We start from the raw sequence: 18,896 nt of genomic DNA on the forward strand, positions 1-18,896 counted from the left end.
ATCGGGGAACCGCGCCGCCGGGCCGCCCGCGGACGCCGGCCGTCGTCCCGGCGAGATTCACGACACAAGCAGTGGATCACTTAGGTTAGGCTACGTTTCGTGAATGCGATCCCATCGACCTCGACAGCCACGCAGGCGCAGCCCGCCACTGCCCTGGCTGCCTCCGGCCTGGCTCTGGGCTACGACGGCACCTCGGTCGTCGCCGATGTCTCCCTGACCATCGCCCCCGGCCAGGTGACCGCGCTGATCGGTCCCAACGGCAGCGGGAAGTCGACGGTGCTGCGCTCACTGGCCCGGCTGCACCCGATCGCCTCGGGCGCGGTGAGCCTTCGCTCCGCAGGAGTGGAGACCCCCGCGCACACCCTGAGCTCACGGGAGTTCGCCCGGGTCGTCACCCTGCTCTCGCAGTCGCGCCCGCATCCCTCAGGGGTGAGCGTGCGCGAGGTCGTCGCCTACGGTCGCCACCCTCATCGCCGCCGCTTCGCCGCTCTCACCGACGCCGACCGTGCCGCCATCGACAAGGCACTGGCCCTGACCGGGACGACGGAGATGGCCGGGCGGCCCGTCGACCAGCTCTCCGGCGGAGAGCTCCAGCGCGTGTGGCTGGCGACGTGCCTGGCCCAGGACACCGGAGTCCTGCTCCTCGACGAGCCGACGAACCACCTCGACCTGCGCTACCAGATCGAGATCCTCGATCTCATGCGCGATCTCGCGGACGACCACGGCACCGCCATCGGCGTCGTCCTCCACGACCTCAACCACGCCGCATCCGTGGCCGATCATGTCGTCCTCCTCAGCCACGGTCGGGTCAGAGCCGCCGGCAGCTGCACGGAGGTCCTCACGGCCGCCGACCTCTCCGAGGTGTACGGACTTCCCATCACCGCGCGCGTGGACGAGGACACCGGAGTGGTCCGCATCGAGGCCGTCTCCCGACGGCGACAACGCGTCACCCCGGAACGGGCTCCGCTGTCGGCGGTCTCCGGCTGAGGCCCCGCGGCGCCGACCGCGTCGCCGGACCAGGACGCCCGGCACCGACGACCGGCCCCGCTCGGAACTCGTTTCCCATCGTTCCGCCCGCTCAGGGGCGGACACCGCACCACCTCTGTACATCCCAACTGCTCATCGGAAAGAAGCACATGACACTGACAACCCTGCCGCGCAAGCCCCTGCTCACGCTCGCCTCGGCGACCGCCGCCTGCGCCGTCGCGCTCTCGGCGTGCGGCACCACCTCCACCGAGGACCCCGCGGGGGACTCCACCGCGAAGGCGGCGACCTCCGAGTCGTGCGAGAACGATTCGACGACGACGTCGACCGAGCCCGTGACCGTTACCGACGACCTCGGCGAGAAGGTCGAGCTCGACGAGCCCGCGGCCAAGGTCGTGTCCCTGGAATGGCAGTTCACCGAGGACCTGCTCTCTCTCTGCGTCAATCCCGCGGCGGTCGCGGACGCCAAGGGCTACAGCACCTGGGTGAGCGCGGAGACGCTTCCCGAGGGCGTGGCCGACGTCGGCACCCGTCAGGAGCCCAACGTCGAATCGATCCTCGCCGCGAACCCCGACCTCGTCATCACCGAGGTGACCTCGCGCAACGACAAGGTCGTCAAGCAGATCGAGGATCAGGGCGTGCCCGTGCTCGCCCTCAAGGGCGCCGACACCGAGGACCCGATCGCGTACATGAAGGACACGTTCTCGCTCATCGGTGAGGCCACGGGCCGCACGGAACGCGCCGAGGGCGTGCTCAAGGAATTCGACGCCAAGCTCGCCGAGTCGAAGGACGAGATCGCCTCCGCCGACATCCCCAGCAAGGAGTTCGTCTTCTTCGACGGCTACGTCGACGGCACCAATGTCGCCCTGCGCCCCTTCGGCCAGGGATCGCTCGTGGGAGAGCTCGGTGAGTCCGTGGGACTGACCAACGCCTGGACCGGTGAGGTCGACCCGGCCTACGGTCTCGGTCAGACCGACATCGAGGGACTGTCCGAGGCCGGCAACGGCACCCTCTTCTACTCCGGCACCGAGGATCCCGAGTCCGAGAGCTATGTCGACCTGCTGAAGAAGAACGACATCTGGGCCAATATCCCGGCCGTCAAGGAGGACCGCACGCATGCGTTCCCCGCGGGCATCTGGACGTTCGGCGGGCCTAAGTCCTCCGGACAGGTGCTCGACGCCTACACCGATGCGCTGACCAAGTAGTCCATGCCAGTACACGACTCCGCCGAGGCGACCGCCGGCACCGCGCGAACCGAGGAGTCCGCGCCGCCTGCCACGGTCGCCTCGGCGACGCTCGACTCGGCACCTCCCCTGCGCCGATTCGGGTTCGGCGGGACGGTCACCGCCGCCGGCGTGCTCGCCGTGCTGCTGACCGTCCTCATCCTCATCTCCGCCTGGCACATCACCCAGGGCACCTCCGCGATCGGATTCCGGGATCTGCTCGGTCTGCTCGCCGGCGGTTCTCCCGCCGAGGTGGGGCCCTCGGCTCTCGACGTCCTCATCGGATCCCGGCTCCCGCGCGTGGGTGCGGGGATCCTCGTGGGCGTCGCCCTCGGCGTGGCCGGGGCGCTGTTCCAGTCCCTGGCCCGCAACCAGCTGGCCTCCCCCGACACTCTGGCCGTGACCGGGGGCGCCCATTTCGCGGTCACCGCCGTTGCCGCCTTCGGACTGGCGATCCCCGTATGGGCGTCGGGCGCGGTCGCCTTCGCCGGAGGTCTGCTCGCCGCTGCCCTGGTCATGAGCTTGGCCGGGGGCGCCGCCTCCTCGACGACACGTCTCGTCCTCGCGGGCACCGCCACTGCCCTGGCCCTCCAGGCGGCCACCTCGGCGCTGCTCATCCTCTTCGCGGAGGAGACCAAGAGCCTCTACGCCTGGGGCTCGGGCACTCTCAACCAGCTCGACGGCACGGCGGCTGTCCGCAGCATCCCGGTCATCACCGTGATCGTCCTCGCCGGGATCCTCATCTCCAGGCGACTCGACCTGCTCAGCCTCGGCGACGATGCCGCCTCCGTGCTCGGCGTGCCGATCCGCTCGACGCGGGCGATCGGGATCCTCCTGGCGGTGGTGCTCACGGCGACGGCGGTGACGCTGGCCGGGCCGATCGGCTTCGTCGGTCTGTGCGCGCCGGTCATCACCCGCCTCCTCGGCCGACTGGTTCCCGTCCTCGGCCGGCATGCGGTGATGATCCCGGCGACCGCGCTCGTCGGGGGCATCATCGTCATCGCCGCCGACGCGGTGCTGCGGGCCATCCTCGGCGCGGATGAGGCGATTACCCTGCCCTCGGGCGTGACGACGACGATCCTCGGTGCCATCGTGCTCGTGGCGCTCGCCCGGACCATGCGCTCCTCGGGCCCGGCCCAGGCGGGGTCGACGACCCGTGGGACTCTGCGCAGCCGGCTGCGCTTCATCCTCGTCGTCACCACGGGCGCGGTCCTGCTCATCGTCGTCACCCTTCTCGCCCTGCTGTCCGGAGAGCGCTTCTACCTGCTCGGCGACCTGGTCCTGTGGGCACGCGATCAGGCGGCGCCCGTCATCTCGTTCGCCTTCGACTCCCGGGCCCCGCGCATCGCGGCGGCTCTGTGCGCCGGCGCCGCCCTGGCGCTGTCCGGCACGTTCGTCCAGGCCAGCGCCCGGAACCCGCTGGCCGAACCGGGTCTGCTGGGAATCACCGGCGGGGCCGGTCTCGGGGCCGTCATCGTCGTCACCTTCGTCTCGGGGCCGAGCGTCGCGATGATCTCGGTCGCCGGCGTCATCGGCGCCTTCCTCGCCTTCGGCATCGTCTACGGGCTGTCCTGGCGCGGCGGGATGAACACCGACCGCCTCGTGCTCATCGGCATCGGGCTCTGGTACGGCTTCACCGCTCTGACGACGATGCTGCTCATCAGCGTCAACCCCTGGGACACTCCGAAGATCTTCACCTGGCTGTCCGGCTCCACCTATGGTCGCGTGTGGGCCGACGTCCTCCCGGTCGCCCTCGTCCTCGTCGTCGCGATCCCGCTGGCGATCGTGTGGACGCGCGAACTCGACCTGCTCGCCCTCGACGACGACACGCCCATGCTCGTCGGCGTCGCCCGCGAACCCGTCCGCTTCGGGGTGCTCGTCACCGCGGCCCTGCTCGCGGCGCTCAGCGTCTCCGCCGTCGGCGTCGTCGGATTCATCGGGCTCGTCGCGCCACATGCGGCCAGGGCCCTCGTCGGCGGTCGGCATGCGCGGGTCATTCCGGTTGCGATGCTGCTCGGAGCCGGCGGACTGGTCTTCGCCGACGCACTGGGCCGGACCGTCATCGCTCCCGCCCAGATCCCGGCCGGTCTCATCGTCGCCCTCATCGGCGCCCCGTACTTCGTCTACCTCCTCGCCCGGTCCCGGGCGTAGTGGCTCGGCCCCACGGCGGACGCGGGCCGTCAGCGCGCCGTCGGCTCCACCGCACCTCGTCCCGCGCCCCCGCCGCGTCCCCGGCGCAGCCGGGTCTCGGCCGTCGAGTGCTCGCCCAGGGGCACGATGGCGTCGGGAAGGCCCTTGAGCGCGAACACGGTGCCGAGGATCGCGAGGACGAGCGGGAAGCTCAGCGGCACGATGCCCCAGGGAGCCATGAGCTGGCTGAGCGCGCCGTAGAGCAGTCCCGAGACCGCGGCGGCGACGACCGAGGCGACGAACGTCGTCCGCCGGGCCTCGAGGATGACGCCGAAGAGACCGACGGCGACGACCGCGCCGTTGTAGCCCCACAGCCCGTGGTAGATCGAGTACCCGTCGGCACCGATCCCGACCCCGGCCAGGGCTCCGGCCAGCGATCCGAGCACCGCCATCACCGCGCCGATGCGGCTGGCCGCGGCGATGCCGAGGACGATGAACACCCCGACGAGCACGGAGTCCATGAGCACGACCTGCCCGATCCCCCTGAAGGTCGCATGGAACAGGCCCTCGACGAGGCCGACTGGCGTGCCCGTGAGCTGTTCCCGCAGCCCGGGATCGGTGGGTGCCTGCGACCGGGTCACCGGCTGGAGCAGGGCGAGGTTGGCCCGACCGTTGGCGGTGGCGGGCAGAAGCAGCAGCGTGAGGGAGCCGAGCAGGGCGAAGGTCAGGGTGAGCGCCGGCACCTCGAGCTTGACGACGAGGATCTCGACGGTGATCTTCATCACCGGCACGGACAGGGCCGCCGCGAAGAGGGAGATGACGACGGCGTGAATGGCCCATTCACCGAGGAGGAACACCGCCCCGAGCACCCCGAACAGCGTCCCGTTGAAGGAGTACAGGCCATTGCGGATGCTCTCGTGGTCGTAGCGCAGCGCCGTGGCCACGAGAGTCGAGACGAGAGCGCAGGACAATGTGAGGACCGCGGCCCACGGCCAATGGAGGCAGATTCCGAGCACGAAGATGATCCCGGTGACCGGGTTGTTGATGAGGATCACCTGACCGATCCCGCGCAATGCGCTGTCGATCGATCCCAGGACCGCACTCCTCCGGTCGATGGCCGCAGTGGCCTCGAACGTGCCGGAGTATGCGCCGAACGCAGCGGGTCGCCGAATCACTTCCATCCTCGTCTGTCCAGGTCTCGATCGGCGAGGCGCCGAGGGCGCGACGACGCGGCCTCGGCGCTCTCGCCCGGCAATGTGATGGGTGTGACCGAGAGGCCGTCATCGCTGACGAACAGGTCACTGTCGAATGGTATACCCCAAACGTCACCATCGTTCACCACCGCGGTCATGAACGACGCGGACCACGCACCTCGGCCGGTCGCCGAGGTGCGTGGGATCAGTCGAGTTCGGGTTCGGCCATCGCCGGAGCGGGCTCGCGGAACAGACGAGTGCGCACGAGCAGGAACACGAGGCCGACGAGAGCCCACACGATGCCCACGATCTTCGCGTTCGCGTCGAGGCTCACCCAGAGGGCGACGTTGATGCCCAGCCCGAGCATCGGCAGGACGATCCCGGAGAACACACCGATCCGCCCGGCCGGCCGCAGGTGCTTCACGGTGGCGAAGATCAGCGACAGGTTGACGGCGCCGAAGGCGATGTAGGCGCCGAAGTTGATGAGCGAGGCCGCCGAGGCGAGGTCGAGGAACAGCGCCGAGCAGGCCAGCACCGCGATGAACACCACGTTGACGATGGGCACGCCGGTGCGCGCGCTGACGCGGCCGAACATCCGCTTCGGCAGCGTACCGTCGCGTCCCATCGCATAGAGCAGTCGAGCCGCGCTCATCTGCTGGGTCAGCCCGCAGCCGAGCACGGCGAACATGTACCCGCCGACGAACAGCGCCTGGAAGAGGGCTCCGCCGATGTGCTGCGCGATCTCCGGGGAGGCGGCGACGATGTCGCCCACCTCGGCGACGTCCGGGAACAGCACCTGCATCGTGTAGGTGATGGCGATGAAGAAGCCGCCGGCGGCGATGACGATGATCATGATCGCCAGCGGGATGTCGGTCTTCGGTCGGATCGCCTCCTCCGACATCGTCGTCACCGCGTCGAAGCCGAGGAATGACAGGGCCAGCAGGGAGGCGCCGCCGAGCAGGGCGCCGGTCGGCACACCGCTGGGGTCGAACGGCAGCAGGCTCACGCTCGCACCGTCGGCGCCTGCCGAGATGCTGCGGATCGCGAAGAACAGGAAGGCTGCCGCCACGACGATCTGGACGACGACGAGGATGACGTTGACCTGCGCGGCGAGCTTGACGCCGACGACGTTGAGCACGGTGCAGATGACGATGGTCGACAGCACCCACACCCAGGCCGGAACGGCGGGCAGGACGGCACCCATGTAGATCGCCGCGAGCAGGGCGTTGAGCATCGGCAGCAGCAGGTAGTCCAGGGTCGCCGCCCATCCGACCATGAACCCGACGTGCGGGTTGATGGTCTCCTTCGCGTAGGTGTACGCCGATCCCGCCCTCGGGTAGTACCGCGACATCCTCGCATAGCTGAAGGCGGTGATCGCCACCGCGACGAGGATGAGGAGGTAGGCGAGCGGGACCCTCCCCTCGGTCGCCTCGGCGACGATGCCGAAGGTGTCGAACACCGCCAGGGGCGCCATGTAGGCCAGCCCCAGGAAGACGATGTGACGCAGCTTCAGCCGCCTGCGCAGCACACGGCCGCCGGTGCCGTGGTCGAGGCTGGCGTCGGGATCGTCGCCGAGGTGGGTCGAACTGCTCTTCGTCGAATCGGTTCGCAAGACTGGCCTTTCGGTGTGCGATGTCGGCGGCGGGCGTCGATGCCCGCTGCCGTTCGGGGGCCGCCGGGATCGCGGCCCCCAGGGCGACTCAGCCGTGGGAGTGGCCGGAGCAGCTCTGCCCGTGGTCGAGAGTCTTCGCGGCGACGTCGATCCGGGAGGCGGCGTCGCCATGGGCGTCGTGGACGATCTCACCGCCGACGATCGTCAGCTCCGCGCGCTGATCGAGCAGACCTGCCGGGTCGAGCCGGTAGAGGTCGGCCGACCAGGCGACGATGTCGGCCTGCGCGCCCATGCGGATGACGCCGAGGCTGTCGTCGGCGTGCCAGGCCCACGCCCCTTCGCGGGTGTAGCCGGCCAGAGCCTGGTCGAGGGTGATGATCTCGTTCTGCGTCCACGAGTTCGTCCCGTCGAGGCCGGCGCGGGTGAGGGCGGAGTAGATGCCGACGAGGGGATCCATCTCCCCGACCTGCCAGTCGCTCGAGAGCGCGACGTGGGCACCGGACTCCATCAGGGACCTCACCCGCCAGGCGCGGTCCCAGCGCTGTTCGCCGATGTTGTCCATCCACGTGCCCTCGATAAGGTCCGGGGAGGCGTGACGCGGCTGCATGGCGGCCGTGACCCCGAGCTCGGCGAAGCGGGGCAGGTCGGCCGGGTCGAGGCATTCGACGTGGACGATGCCGTGCCGGCGATCACGGGTGCCGTTCGTCCGCTGGGCGTCCTCGATGGCGTCGAGCGCGAGCCGGATGCCGCCGTCGCCGGTGGCGTGGGTGTGGGTCTGGAACCCGAGGCGATCGAGTTCGGTGACGATCCGGCTCAGCTCCCCGACCGGGACCGAGGGATGCCCGCGGTGTCCCGGGCGGTTGGCGTAGTCCTCGAGCATCCACGCCGTGTGGGGTTCGATGACGTCGTCGGCGTAGAGCTTGACCGGTCCGAACCGGAGTCGGTCGCTCCTCGGGGCGTCATCGACGGCGGTGCGCAGGTCCGTGCGGAACGCCGGCGCCGAGTCGACAGGATGGAAGAGTGCGGCGATGACCCGCGAGCTCAGCCTCCCCTCGGTCAGCGCCCGTTCGAACAGGTTGATCTCGGCGATCGGCACCTGGGGCTCGACGATCGTCGTGATGCCCGATCGAGTGGCCATCTCGAGGCTGCCGAGGAGCTTCCTGTACCGGAGCTCGGGAGAGTACATCGGGATGTCGCGCTGGAGCGCGGCCAGTCCCGCGCTCGTCATCGCCGAGGTGTAGAAGTCGGTGACCCAGCCCGTGGGTCGGCCGTCGCGGTCGTATTCGGGGTTGCCCCAGGCGATGTCCGCGCCCGCGGTGATGCCGAGGGCGGACAGCGCGGCGTCGTTGAGCCACACGGAGTGCTGGTCGTAGGTGGTGACGAAGATCGGCCGATCGGTGAGCCCGGCGAGGTCGGCGGCGTTGGGGCGGCGGTTCTCGACGATGGAGTAGACGGCGTTCTCCGCGCAGATCCAGTCGAGGTCGGGACGCTCCTGCGCCAGTCCCGCGATCCGTGACCGCACCTCGGTCAGCGTCTCGGCTCCTTCGAGGCTGACGGCATCGGGATCGAAGCCGAGCAGCAGGTGGTTGTGGCTGTCGATGATTCCCGGGGTGACGAGGCTGCCGCCGAGGTGTCGGGTCTCCTTCGCACTCGGCGCCTCGGCGGCGGGCCCGACGTAGGCGATGCGCCCGCCGTCGATCCCGACCGCTTCCGCCCAGGGCTGCGCGGGGTCGAAGGTGCGCACGCGGGCGCCGGTGAGCAGGAGATCAAGCATGTTCGTCCTCGGGTCTGTGCGTCTCTGCAGAGAGCTGGCCAATTCTTTGACGGACGTGTCAAAGAATTGATTCCACTGTCACATCATCGAGCGGTTATTGTCAAGACATGGCACGGACGAAGAACCAGTCGCAGCGCCGGGAGGCGCTCATCACCGCCACGCTCGAGACCGTGGGCGAGTCGGGACTGCGGTCGCTGTCCCTGGCCGACATCGCGCGCCGGGCGGGTCTGACCAGGGGCGCGATCCTCTACTACTACGAGGATCTCGACGACCTCCTCGTCGAGGCTCACCGGGCAGGCGTCGAACGCTACTGCGACCACCGCGACGAGGTGATCGCCGGGGAGACCGACCCGCGCCGACAGCTCGCCGCCGCGATCCGCGAAGGACTGCCGTCCGGGCCCGACGACGCTCTCATGCGCCTCCTCTACGAGTTCGACGTCCTCGCCGGCACGTCGAAGGCCCATGACGAGATGGTGGAGAACATGTACACGAGGCAGCGCGGGATCTACCGGCGGGTGCTCGAGTCCGGCGTCGAGGCGGGGGCGTTCGCCCCCACGATCCCCATCGCGCAGCTGGCGATGAACCTCGTCGCCCTCGAGGACGCCTACGGCCTGCACATCGTCGCGGGGAACAGCCTCATCACCCTCGCCGAGGCGGAAGCGGCGATGCGCGCCGCCGCGGCGGGTCTCGGCGCGACCCCTGCCTAGGGAGCGCCGTCTCGTCCGGCCAGGTACTCCCCCGGACTGCACCCGATGGTCCGGCGGAAGTCGCTGCTGAAGTGCGACTGGTCGAACCAGCCCAGGCTCGCACCGAGCTCGGACAGCGTCCCCTCCCACCCGCGGTCGAGGGCGGCGACCGCATCGCGGATCCGGGCTCGCACGAGCATCCGTTTGACTCCGACCCCGCAGTGGTCGTGGAACAGCCGCTGCAGCGTCCGCTCACTCATCCCGCACCGTCGCGACAGCTCGCCGAGGTGGGTCACCTCGGGATCCTCCATCACCTCGAGGACTGCGAGGAATCGGGCGAGGGCCTCGCTCGTGCGCGGTCGCCTGGCCAGCAGCCAGCCGTCGAGCACCTGGGCGGCGGTGTCGAGGTCGTCGAGCCCCGCCAGCTCAGCGGCGTCGGGGAACCACCGGGCGGCGGGAACCGTGGTGTCGCGGATCCCAGCGGGCCGATGATCGCAGAAGGCCCTCGTCCCGCCGAGGCGGAAGTTCACTCCGATGACCCCGCCGGTGCCGAAGATCGCGACGTCGAAGCGCTCGCGGGTGACCGGCCCGGTGAGCCAGATGCCCGCACCGTCCGTGTTCGCCCGCTGCAGGTCACCGCGCTCGACGGTGAGGTGGATGCTCGGCTCGGACAGCGTCGTCTGCAGGTACCTCTCGCCCTCCGGCAGGTCCCACGCCACCGACCAGTAGCGGAGCACCCACGGGCGCAGCTCGGCCGCCGGCTCCGCCGAGGAGTAGCGAGTGCGGGTGAGCATCTCGTGAGGGCGCAGCACCCGGCCGTACATGTGCTCCGGAGGTCTCGGAGCCGTGGTCGGAGCAGTGCTGTCGACGTCGTCCATGAGACCAGGATGGCAGAGACCCCTGACACCGAGGTGGAGACGCTCAGTCCACTGGCCCGATCACTCCCCGGCGATTCAGATCGTCGTCGCGCCGGGACGAGTCCACTGGGCTGTCGGTCGGCCAGGCCTCTCGCCGTTGATTCCGATCCCGACGGCGATGCCGTGTTCATCCGTGCGCAGATAGCTGTGGGTGGGGCCCTGCGGCCAGCCGGGCGGCGAGTCCTCCCAGACCTCCTGCCGGCCGTATGGTGTCCGATCGAGGAGGTCGAGGATCGCAAGCTTCTCGACTCCCCTGGCGGTGCTCTCATAGGTGAGGAAGACCCGGTCCCCGCGGCGGAGATAGCAGGTGAGGATTCCGCCGCCGCCGACCGCGGGATCGTCGACCCGGTGGTTGGAGAACCAGGGATGGGTGTATCCCATGAAATCGCGGTACTGCGCGACCTCCTCATAGGGCCCGTCGGCGAAGACGGCGAAGCTGACGCCGCGCGCGTTGAGGTATGGCCAGGCATCTCGGATGTTCCACAGGTTGTGCGTGCACCCTTCGCACTGGCGGTCGAAGCCCTCCCCGACGTAGAACATGTGCCGGTAGACCACGAGCTGGTTCCGCCCGTCGAAGATCTCGGCCAGCGGTGTCGGTCCATCCGGCCCGTCGAGGGCGACGGGGCCGACCTCTGTCATCGGCAATCTCCTGCGGGCCGCCGCGATCGCGTCACCTTCACGGGTGTGCGCCTTCTCCCGCTCGAGCAGGACTTCGCGCTCGCGCAACCAGGTCTCCCTGTCGACGATCGGGGGCGCGACGCCGCTGTCGTCGTCGGTCATGGCGATGGCTCCCCACTGTATGCGGTGCGGACTCGATAGCGGGCGTGCAGGACCTCCGGATGACTGAGCACTCGCACCAGTTCGAGTTCGACGTGCGCGGGAGGCATGTCGTCGAACAGCCGCCGTCCCTGCCCGAGCAGCACCGGGACGATCTGGAGGGACATCTCGTCGAGCTCGCCCGCGGCGAGCAGCGAGCGAGCCGCCTCGGCGCCGTGGAGCAGCACGTGGCGGTCGCCGGCCGCCTGCCTGGCCGCCGCCGCGGCCTCGTGGACGTCGGTCATCCAGCGGGCGTGGCCCGGGGCCGGTTCGACCGGAACCGATCGCGTGAGGACGAAGATCGGCACACCTGCGCGGTGATCCCCGTTCCACCCTCCGCTGTGGTCGAAGGTGCGTCGTCCGGTGATGACCGCTCCCGTGTCCAGCCCTTCGGCCAGGACCTGAGCGCTGACCTCGTCGGCGGGGCGAATCGACGACGGTTCGGCTCCGTCGTCGAGAGCCAGGGCCCGATGCAGCCGTTCGCCGCCTCTGCCGAGGCCCTGGCCGGGCCGGTCGTCCGGTCCGGTGATGAACCCGTCGAGGGATATCCACATGTAGAGCACGATGCTGCTCATGGAACCGACCTCTCACAGCCCTCGGATCGCGGGTTCGGACGAGCGCTCATCATGGACTCCACTGTCAGCCGATCACCCGGTAGGTCATGTGCGTGACCAGGCTGGAGGCCCTGGACCTCGTCTGTTCGAGGTCGAGCGGCGGCACTCCGTCGAAGATCCGCACTCCCGCGCCCATCGTATAGGGCACGATGTGCAGTCGCAGCTCGTCGACGAGGCCCGCGCCGAGATACTCGTTGACGGTCGTCGCGCCGCCCTGGATCAGCACATCCTCGTCTCCGGCGGCGTCGCGCGCTTGGGCGAGGGCCGATGCGATGCCATCGGTGATGAAGTGGAACGTCGTCCCGCCGTCCATCGGCTGCGGCTGACGAGGATGGTGGGTCAGCACGTAGACAGGAGCGTGGAAGGGAGGATCGTCGCCCCACCATCCCTTCCACCGGCCGTCCCATTCTCCGCGCACGGGACCGAACATGTTCCGACCCATGATGAAGGCGCCGGCCGCTCCGAGCTGCTCGAGCTCCTCGCGATTCTCCTCGGGTCGGTCGAACATCCACGCATGCAGCCTGTTGCCGCAACCATCCCCGCCGTCGTCACCGAACGGACGGTCCTCGCTCTGGTTGAGACCGGCCGCGCAGCCGTCGATGGTGATCGTCTGCTCGCAGATGACCCTGCCCATCACGCCGCCTCCTCTCGAGCCCGCGCACCGGAGTCCCGCGAATGGTGGCGGTGGCCGATGTACTCGTCTCGACGAACCCACATCGCGGCGAACATGGCGACGAACATCAGTGTGTGCCCGAGGCCGAGCAGCGCGCCGTGCGACATCACGCCCGTCCAGACGAAGGGGAAGAGCACGAGGAAGGGCAGGTACATCGCCGCCGCCATCAGCGCCGTCGCGCTCGCCGAGTGCCGCTGGACGAGCATGAGTGCGACCATCGGCACGGTCATGTTCGTCGCCATGATGAGGACGTCGATCTCCGGGATCGCCCGGAGGTCGTCCCAGCCGAACGGGGCGAAGAGGAGCGATTCGAGCGGCCCGAGGATCATCATCCCCGCGATCATGGCGATCACCATCTCCAGGTAGTGCCGAATGAACAGCGCGGCGGGTGACCGGATCAGGGAGTGTGTCGTCGTTGTCATGGACTCCACTGTCGACCTCTCATCCGGGCGACGGAACCGGAACGGTGCGGATTCGTCCGGAATCCTGGGATTCCTGGCCCCTTGGCGGGGTCGGTGGAGTCATACTGGTGCCATGGCTGGACGCACGGTGGTCGTCGTCGGTTACGACGGGGTGGAGCTCCTCGATGTCGCGTGCGTGACCAGTGGCTTCGACCATGCCAATCGCCGAGGCGTCTCTCCGCGCTATGACGTGGTCCTGGCCAGTCCCATCGGCCGGATGATCCGCAGCGACTCCGGCCTCGAGGTACGCGCGCAGACGCGGCTCGACGCGATCACCGGCCCGATCGACACGCTCATCGTGTCCGGCGGGACCGGACACGAGGTGGCCTCGTCCGATGAGCGGCTGCTCGCCCTCCTGCGGCATGCGGCCTCGCTCGCCCGCCGAATCGCCTCGGTGTGCACCGGCGCCACGATCCTCGCCGCCGCCGGGCTGCTCGACGGACGCCGAGCGACCACCCACTGGTTCTACGCCGACGATCTCGCCCGCCGGTTCCCTGCGGTGCTCGTCGATGCCGCTCCGATCTACGTCCGTGACGGACCCATCGCGACGTCGGGAGGCGTCACCGCCGCCCTCGACCTCACTCTGGCCTTCATCGAGGAGGACCATGGCGCCGAGATCACCCGGCAGGTGGCGTTGGGTCTCGTCACCTATCTGCAGAGGCCGGCCGATCAGGCCCAGATGAGCATGTACCTGCGGCGGCCGCGCCAGGCGGACCTCACGGTGCGTCGGATGATCGACCACGTCGTCGCGCATCTCGCCGATGATCTCTCGGCAGCAGCACTGGCGGACCTGCTCGGTGTGAGTGAACGCCAGCTCAGCCGGCTCTGCATCGAGCACCTGGGACGCAGCCCTGCCCGATTCGTCCGAGAGACACGACTCGACGCCGTCGCCCGCCTGCTCACCGAGACCTCGGAGCCGATGACGAGCATCGCTCGTTCGTGCGGCTTCGCTTCGGCCGAATCGCTGCGCCAGACCTTCGTCTCCCGCTTCGGGACCAGCCCCACTCGCTACCGTGCCACGCACCGCTCCGCCTCGCCGGCGGGCACCCCGGTGTCCGCTCGCGAGCCGCGCACCTGAGCCGAACACGACACTGACGGGTTTTTCCTATTCCCACAACGACGGCGAACGGAGAATGTCTGTCATGGACGACACGACCACCGACACTCAGACTCCCCCTGACCCGACGACCTCCGACTCCGCGACGACCGGGGCCACACCCGTTGCGAGCCTGGCCATGGTCACCCTCGATGCTCCGGACGCCGCTGCGCTCGGGAGATTCTGGTCCGAGGTCCTCGGCTGGCCGGTCACCTACGCGGACGAGAACTATGCCATGCTCGCCGGACCGACCCATGCTCTCGGCATCGGGACGAGCAGTGACTTCGTCCCGCCGAGGTGGCCCGACGACGGTCACAAGCAGTTCCACTTCGATCTGGCGGCCGAGGACATCGAGGCCGCGGCGGCGCGCTGCGTCCAGCTCGGCGCCACTCGCGTCGACCCGCAGCCCGGCGAGACCTGGATCGTCCTCCTCGATCCGGCAGGGCACCCGTTCTGCATCACGAACGCCGCGAACTGGGGCTGACGCTCACTCACTCGTCGTCGCGGTCGAGCAGGTGGTCGCGCAGATGGGGAATGACCATCCGCACGTGCCCGAAGCTCGGCACCTCGACGACACCGTGGGCGATGAGCTGCCTCCGGTAGTCATTGGCGGTCTGCTTCTTCAGCCCCAGCCGATCCGCGATCTCGCCCGTGCTCGAGATGTCGTCGTCGAGAGTCATCGCCCGGAGATACCGTCGGGCACCCGGGCTGAGCGCCGCGAGGGTCGGTTCGTGGATCTGCCTGCCGAGTACCTGCCTGGCCTCCCCCTCGATCCCCTCGACGTGACGCCGGGTGATCTCGTCGGCGTCGAGTGCCGCGTTCCACGCCAGGTCCCCGACGATCTGGACGAGGTAGGGATAGCCCTGGGAGAGGGCGACGCCGAACTCGAGTGCCTCCTCGGCGAACCTCTTCCCCGCCTGCTCCACCGGGGCCCTGAGCGCTTCTCGCGTCTCCTCCGATGACAGCCCGGCGAGGTTGATGCGATCGGCACGGCGGAGGAACGTCGAGACGTCGTCGTTGACGATGTTGTCGATGCTCGCCGGCAGTCCGGCGGCGACGAAGGCCAACGGCGCGTCCTGCGACATCGCATGGGCCAGGGCGTCGGTCATCTGCCGGAACTCGTCGAGATTCGAACGGTGGACTTCGTCGAGGGCGATGAGCAGGCCGGTCTCATGGGAGTCGAGCAGCTCCAGGACCTTCATGAGGTGAGAGCGCAGATCCGGCACGAGGGCATTCGTCGTGTCGGACCGCACCGTGAGCCCTCCTCCGCCCAGCGGGAGGGTGACCCCGACGACGGTCGACTTCGATCGCTCGTGCGCATCGTGGGATTCGAGGACCTCCGGCAGCCGCGCCTGGGTGAGTCGCTGGACGAACCCGGCGGACGCCTGCTCTCGCACCGTCCACCACTGCCGGGTGTCGGCGACCTCCTGGAAGATGTTGAGCAGGACGGTCTTGCCGACTCCGCGCTGACCGGTGACGAAGACCGTGCGACCGGTGCTGCCGGGGCCGTCGAGCGCGCGGGCGAACGCGGTGACCTCGGGCTGCCTGCCGACCATGACCGGCGGTGTCGACCCGAACCCCGGGCGGAACGGAGACTGCTGGTCCTTGGGCGTCGGTGGTGGGATCATGAGATTCATCGCTGCTCCCTGTCGGTCGCGCGCCGAGTGGACGACGCTGGATCCGTATCCTACCGTATTCTCCGTATCTTCCGTATTATTCGTAGGGATCCGTATCGGGCGTGCCGGAGCTTGCCCGAAGCCTCAGCCGACGTGCTGCTCCGCACGCAGTCTCTGCACTCGCACGATGTAGTGCGAGGAGTCGAGGCCGTCGACGAGGATCGTCGCCGAGTACTTCCCGTTCGACCCCGTGACCAGCCAATTGGGCTTGAGGACTCCCTGGAGCGGTCCCGCCTCGGCGATCGAGATCGCCATGCCGAGCTTGACGGTCCTGACGACCTTCGCCCGCACGAGCGCCGCCGCTGTCCGAGCGACCGCGGCGGCGTCGACGGTCGGCCCCGACCCCACGAGGGATTCGAGTGCTGCCCGCCAATCGGCCGGGTCGACGATCGCGCCGTCGGGTTCGAAGTCGGCGATGTGGCCCTTGCCGGAGAGGGCATTGACGAGGACGTTCATCCTCCGTCCCGCTGGACCGGCGCCCGTGCGCCTCCGCCGGCCGAGGAGACCACGGGTCCGGACATCGAGCACGGCCCACCAGAACGGGTGGACCACCTCCTTGACCTCGATCTGTGCCCCCGGCACTTTCCGTCGGAACACGGCAGCCGCCTCGGCGCCGGTGATATGCGGGCGCAGACGCAGCGCCGAGGCGGGGGCGGGACCGGTCTCAGGCATTCCTGGGCACCTGCCCGGCGAGGGCGTCGTTCTGTCCGGTGAGCATGTGCGCGGGGATCGGGCCGATCCGGTCGGTCTCCGCCATCGCCGCGACCACGTGCTCCGGCACCGGGTGTGAGCGCTGGGTGGCAAGAGAGACGACGATGATGCCGAGCGTCGAGCACACGATCCCGATGCCCATGGGATCGACGCCCGTCGAGTCGACGAGTCCCGTGAGCTGCCACACGACCGAGGACACGGTGCCGGCGAGCATCGAGGCGATCGCGCCGGGGACGTTCGCCTTCTTCCACCACGCGGCGGCGATGTAGACAGGGACGAATGCGGCTCCGAGCACGGTCGTCGAGAAGATGACCACCTCGGCGACGGCGGGTGGATCGTTGACGGCGACGAGGTATCCGATCGCCGCGAGGACGAACACCGTGATGCGCGAGACCCACACCGACTGCCGGTCGGAGAGGTTCCTGATGAAGAAGCGCTGCATGAGATCCTGGCTGGCGATCGTCCCCGACTGCAGCAGCAGGGCGTCGGCGGTGGACATGATCGCGGCCATGATTCCGGCCATGACGATGCCGACGGCGAAGTCGGGCAGGACGGTGTCGGCGACCTGGAACACCGCGAGCTCCGGATTGTCCAGGGTGGGCAGGATGATGAGCGCCATGACGCCGACGATGTAGGGCGCCGGGATGAAGAGGAGGTTGAATCCGGTCGCGTACATGCTCGCGGCGCGGGCGACGGACGGCTTCTTCATCGCCATGTGGCTGACATTGACGTGGGGCCAGCCCATGTAGCCGATCGAGAAGACCAGCACGGCGCCGATGATCACACCCCACTGCACGCTGCCGATTCCGTCGGGCCCCCACATCGTCAGGAGGTTGGGATTGATCTCGCCGACCGCCTCGTTGCCCGCGGTCCAGCCGCCGACTGCCCGCATCGTCCCGATGAGGATCCACAGCATTCCGATGAGCATGATGATCGCCTGCACGAAGTCGGTGTAGGCGACGGCCAGGTATCCGCCGAGGAAGGTGTAGAAGACGATGACGCCGACGGCGATGAACAGCGCCCAGCCGTAGGAGATGCCGGTGACCATCTCGAGACCGCGGCCGCCGGCGATGAACTGGGCGAGGACGTAGAAGAAGATGCAGAAGAGCGCGATCGGGGCGGCGATCGCCCGGATCCACTTCGAGGGGTACCGGTGCTCGAGGTATTCGATCGACGTCAGCGACCCGAGGATCTGCGAGAGCTTGCGCATGCGTCGCCCGAGGATCGAGAGGTTGAGCACGCCGCCGCCGATGTCGCCCATCGCGTACCAGAGGGAGAAGTAGCCCTTCGTGTAGGCCAGCGATCCTGCGCCGAGGAACATGTAGCCCGACATCGACGAGGACTGCAGTCGCAGCGCGGTGACGGCGGGGCCCAGGCTGCGGCCGCCGAGGAGGAACCCCTCGTTGTCCTTGGTCCCGATCGTCAGGGTCCAGACCCCGATGCCGGCCATCGCGATGAAGTAGATGACGAGGAACCACGTCTCGATGTTCATGCCAGTCCCCCGTTCTCACGATGTGCGATGCCGGGGTCGGCGATCCTGACGTCCCCGCCGGGATGGCCGTCGACATCCTCCGCGCTCCAATGGCGGGACAGGTAGACGAAGACGATCGTGTAGATGACCCAGATCGCGGGGATGCCGAAGATGACGGCGATTGTCGCGGCTGGCAGGCCGAACATGGAGACCACCTCGTTGTGATGCGTCGGATGGGGCTGGGGTGCGTGCCGGAGCGGGTCCGGCTCGCGTGAGAGAGCGCACGGCGGTGTTCGCCGAACGTCCTCCCCAATCGTGACAATACAGGGTTCGACCAGCGAGCACAGGGACGTCGACGAGCGGCTGACAACCTGTCAGGAGCGCATGACAACCTGTCGGATGCCTGCGCTCAGGCGAGCTGCCGACGCAGCTGTCGGGCACGCTCGGTCAGCGCCCGCAGCAGCGCGTCGCGCTCCGCGTCGGGCAGGGTCGATGCGGTGCGCGCCCCTTCTTCGAGGAGGACGACCACCTGGTCGGCGAGGCTGCCGTCGCCGAGCTCCGGTACACGGTGCCCTCCGGAGCCCAGGTCGGAGAAGCCGGCGAGCGCCTCGGCGATGGCCAGGCGCCGGGTCAGCGGTGCGCCATGATCGTGGCCATGGGGATCGGAAGCAACGGGCTCGTCGAGGTGACGGGGGCTCAGGCCGATGATCCGCACGCGCAGCCGGCGGACCTCGGTGGCGAGTTCGGGAGCCGGGTCGGTCATGGTCGCCAGTCTACTTGCGGGAGCCGCCACGAGCGTCGGCGCGGCGGGCACAGTCTGCGAGACGACGGCGGGTCCCCCTCCCGGGAGATGAGGACC

Annotated in this window: 19 protein-coding genes; 6 read left to right on the forward strand and 13 right to left on the reverse strand. The window is 69.0% G+C overall.

What is annotated here, in order from left to right; translation table 11 throughout:
* Nucleotides 1–99 precede the first annotated feature (99 nt).
* From DFO65_RS12850 to DFO65_RS12860, 3 genes are all read left to right on the forward strand, one after another.
* The gene (locus DFO65_RS12850) at nt 100–987 is read left to right on the forward strand and encodes an ABC transporter ATP-binding protein (protein WP_113904840.1); all 888 of its coding nucleotides are present in this window, start codon (nt 100–102) and stop codon (nt 985–987) included.
* A 149-nt stretch (nt 988–1,136) separates the two neighbouring features.
* Nucleotides 1,137–2,189 (forward strand): ABC transporter substrate-binding protein, encoded by a 1,053-nt coding sequence (locus tag DFO65_RS12855; RefSeq protein ID WP_113904841.1) that lies wholly within the window; start codon nt 1,137–1,139, stop codon nt 2,187–2,189.
* A 3-nt stretch (nt 2,190–2,192) separates the two neighbouring features.
* Nucleotides 2,193–4,358, forward strand: a complete 2,166-nt coding sequence (locus DFO65_RS12860; protein ID WP_113904842.1) for an iron ABC transporter permease — start codon at nt 2,193–2,195, stop codon at nt 4,356–4,358.
* A gap of 29 nt (nt 4,359–4,387) precedes the next feature.
* Here DFO65_RS12860 and DFO65_RS12865 read toward each other — a convergent pair whose 3' ends face one another.
* The 3 genes from DFO65_RS12865 to DFO65_RS12875 all read right to left on the reverse strand — a co-directional run bounded on the left by DFO65_RS12865 (nt 4,388) and on the right by DFO65_RS12875 (nt 8,916).
* Nucleotides 4,388–5,512 carry an urea transporter gene (locus tag DFO65_RS12865; RefSeq protein ID WP_181778723.1) on the reverse strand — a complete coding sequence of 375 codons (1,125 nt, stop codon included), beginning with the start codon at nt 5,510–5,512 and terminating at the stop codon, nt 4,388–4,390.
* Nucleotides 5,513–5,735: 223 nt separating this feature from the next.
* Nucleotides 5,736–7,142, reverse strand: coding sequence for an APC family permease (locus DFO65_RS12870; protein ID WP_245940742.1), 1,407 nt, complete (start codon nt 7,140–7,142; stop codon nt 5,736–5,738).
* 88 nt (nt 7,143–7,230) lie between these two features.
* Nucleotides 7,231–8,916 carry an amidohydrolase gene (locus DFO65_RS12875; protein WP_113904845.1) on the reverse strand — a complete coding sequence of 562 codons (1,686 nt, stop codon included), beginning with the start codon at nt 8,914–8,916 and terminating at the stop codon, nt 7,231–7,233.
* Nucleotides 8,917–9,023: 107 nt separating this feature from the next.
* Between DFO65_RS12875 and DFO65_RS12880 the strand changes: the two genes are divergently transcribed.
* Complete coding sequence (locus DFO65_RS12880) at nt 9,024–9,623, forward strand: TetR/AcrR family transcriptional regulator (RefSeq protein ID WP_113904846.1); 600 nt, start codon at nt 9,024–9,026, stop codon at nt 9,621–9,623.
* On the opposite strand, the gene DFO65_RS12885 is transcribed toward DFO65_RS12880, so the two are convergent.
* From DFO65_RS12885 to DFO65_RS12905, 5 genes are all read right to left on the reverse strand, one after another.
* Complete coding sequence (locus DFO65_RS12885; protein ID WP_245940744.1) at nt 9,620–10,480, reverse strand: helix-turn-helix transcriptional regulator; 861 nt, start codon at nt 10,478–10,480, stop codon at nt 9,620–9,622. The two genes, DFO65_RS12880 and DFO65_RS12885, sit on opposite strands and share 4 nt — an antisense overlap.
* A 75-nt stretch (nt 10,481–10,555) precedes the next feature.
* A complete protein-coding gene (locus DFO65_RS12890; RefSeq protein ID WP_113904847.1) occupies nt 10,556–11,299 on the reverse strand; it encodes a DUF899 family protein in 744 nt (247 codons plus the stop codon).
* Nucleotides 11,296–11,910: a dihydrofolate reductase family protein gene (locus DFO65_RS12895; RefSeq protein ID WP_113904848.1), complete on the reverse strand. Its 615-nt coding sequence runs from the start codon at nt 11,908–11,910 to the stop codon at nt 11,296–11,298. The genes DFO65_RS12890 and DFO65_RS12895 overlap by 4 nt, the downstream gene beginning before the upstream one ends.
* A 64-nt stretch (nt 11,911–11,974) precedes the next feature.
* A complete protein-coding gene (locus DFO65_RS12900; RefSeq protein WP_113904849.1) occupies nt 11,975–12,583 on the reverse strand; it encodes a dihydrofolate reductase family protein in 609 nt (202 codons plus the stop codon).
* Nucleotides 12,583–13,044, reverse strand: a complete 462-nt coding sequence (locus DFO65_RS12905) for a hypothetical protein (protein WP_113904850.1) — start codon at nt 13,042–13,044, stop codon at nt 12,583–12,585. The genes DFO65_RS12900 and DFO65_RS12905 overlap by 1 nt, the downstream gene beginning before the upstream one ends.
* A gap of 112 nt (nt 13,045–13,156) precedes the next feature.
* Between DFO65_RS12905 and DFO65_RS12910 the strand changes: the two genes are divergently transcribed.
* Entirely contained in the window at nt 13,157–14,161 is a 1,005-nt protein-coding gene (locus DFO65_RS12910) for a GlxA family transcriptional regulator (RefSeq protein ID WP_113904851.1), read from the forward strand.
* 64 nt (nt 14,162–14,225) lie between these two features.
* Nucleotides 14,226–14,663: a VOC family protein gene (locus DFO65_RS12915; protein WP_181778724.1), complete on the forward strand. Its 438-nt coding sequence runs from the start codon at nt 14,226–14,228 to the stop codon at nt 14,661–14,663.
* A 7-nt stretch (nt 14,664–14,670) separates the two neighbouring features.
* Here the strand turns inward: DFO65_RS12915 and DFO65_RS12920 are convergent, their stop codons facing one another.
* The 5 genes from DFO65_RS12920 to DFO65_RS12940 all read right to left on the reverse strand — a co-directional run bounded on the left by DFO65_RS12920 (nt 14,671) and on the right by DFO65_RS12940 (nt 18,800).
* Nucleotides 14,671–15,816 carry an AAA family ATPase gene (locus tag DFO65_RS12920; RefSeq protein WP_113904852.1) on the reverse strand — a complete coding sequence of 382 codons (1,146 nt, stop codon included), beginning with the start codon at nt 15,814–15,816 and terminating at the stop codon, nt 14,671–14,673.
* A 123-nt stretch (nt 15,817–15,939) separates the two neighbouring features.
* A complete protein-coding gene (locus DFO65_RS12925) occupies nt 15,940–16,527 on the reverse strand; it encodes a hypothetical protein (RefSeq protein ID WP_113904853.1) in 588 nt (195 codons plus the stop codon).
* Nucleotides 16,520–18,058 (reverse strand): sodium/proline symporter, encoded by a 1,539-nt coding sequence (locus tag DFO65_RS12930; protein ID WP_113904854.1) that lies wholly within the window; start codon nt 18,056–18,058, stop codon nt 16,520–16,522. The genes DFO65_RS12925 and DFO65_RS12930 overlap by 8 nt, the downstream gene beginning before the upstream one ends.
* Nucleotides 18,055–18,243, reverse strand: coding sequence for a hypothetical protein (locus tag DFO65_RS12935; RefSeq protein WP_113904855.1), 189 nt, complete (start codon nt 18,241–18,243; stop codon nt 18,055–18,057). The genes DFO65_RS12930 and DFO65_RS12935 overlap by 4 nt, the downstream gene beginning before the upstream one ends.
* Nucleotides 18,244–18,446: 203 nt before the next feature.
* Complete coding sequence (locus DFO65_RS12940) at nt 18,447–18,800, reverse strand: hypothetical protein (protein WP_113904856.1); 354 nt, start codon at nt 18,798–18,800, stop codon at nt 18,447–18,449.
* Nucleotides 18,801–18,896: the final 96 nt, after the last annotated feature.

Source organism: Brevibacterium sanguinis, assembly GCF_003315415.1.
Classification (GTDB): Bacteria; Actinomycetota; Actinomycetes; order Actinomycetales; family Brevibacteriaceae; genus Brevibacterium; species Brevibacterium celere_A.

What these genes read in the sequence shown, in the direction of transcription:
- DFO65_RS12855 (WP_113904841.1), top strand. Translation starts at nt 1,137, where the DNA reads ATGACACTGACAACCCTGCCGCGCAAGCCCCTGCTCACGCTCGCCTCG.
- DFO65_RS12860 (WP_113904842.1), top strand. Translation starts at nt 2,193, where the DNA reads ATGCCAGTACACGACTCCGCCGAGGCGACCGCCGGCACCGCGCGAACC.
- DFO65_RS12875 (WP_113904845.1), bottom strand. Translation starts at nt 8,916, where the DNA reads ATGCTTGATCTCCTGCTCACCGGCGCCCGCGTGCGCACCTTCGACCCC.
- DFO65_RS12880 (WP_113904846.1), top strand. Translation starts at nt 9,024, where the DNA reads ATGGCACGGACGAAGAACCAGTCGCAGCGCCGGGAGGCGCTCATCACC.
- DFO65_RS12885 (WP_245940744.1), bottom strand. Translation starts at nt 10,480, where the DNA reads ATGGACGACGTCGACAGCACTGCTCCGACCACGGCTCCGAGACCTCCG.
- DFO65_RS12890 (WP_113904847.1), bottom strand. Translation starts at nt 11,299, where the DNA reads ATGACCGACGACGACAGCGGCGTCGCGCCCCCGATCGTCGACAGGGAG.
- DFO65_RS12895 (WP_113904848.1), bottom strand. Translation starts at nt 11,910, where the DNA reads ATGAGCAGCATCGTGCTCTACATGTGGATATCCCTCGACGGGTTCATC.
- DFO65_RS12900 (WP_113904849.1), bottom strand. Translation starts at nt 12,583, where the DNA reads ATGGGCAGGGTCATCTGCGAGCAGACGATCACCATCGACGGCTGCGCG.
- DFO65_RS12905 (WP_113904850.1), bottom strand. Translation starts at nt 13,044, where the DNA reads ATGACAACGACGACACACTCCCTGATCCGGTCACCCGCCGCGCTGTTC.
- DFO65_RS12910 (WP_113904851.1), top strand. Translation starts at nt 13,157, where the DNA reads ATGGCTGGACGCACGGTGGTCGTCGTCGGTTACGACGGGGTGGAGCTC.
- DFO65_RS12915 (WP_181778724.1), top strand. Translation starts at nt 14,226, where the DNA reads ATGGACGACACGACCACCGACACTCAGACTCCCCCTGACCCGACGACC.
- DFO65_RS12920 (WP_113904852.1), bottom strand. Translation starts at nt 15,816, where the DNA reads ATGAATCTCATGATCCCACCACCGACGCCCAAGGACCAGCAGTCTCCG.
- DFO65_RS12925 (WP_113904853.1), bottom strand. Translation starts at nt 16,527, where the DNA reads ATGCCTGAGACCGGTCCCGCCCCCGCCTCGGCGCTGCGTCTGCGCCCG.
- DFO65_RS12930 (WP_113904854.1), bottom strand. Translation starts at nt 18,058, where the DNA reads ATGAACATCGAGACGTGGTTCCTCGTCATCTACTTCATCGCGATGGCC.
- DFO65_RS12935 (WP_113904855.1), bottom strand. Translation starts at nt 18,243, where the DNA reads ATGTTCGGCCTGCCAGCCGCGACAATCGCCGTCATCTTCGGCATCCCC.
- DFO65_RS12940 (WP_113904856.1), bottom strand. Translation starts at nt 18,800, where the DNA reads ATGACCGACCCGGCTCCCGAACTCGCCACCGAGGTCCGCCGGCTGCGC.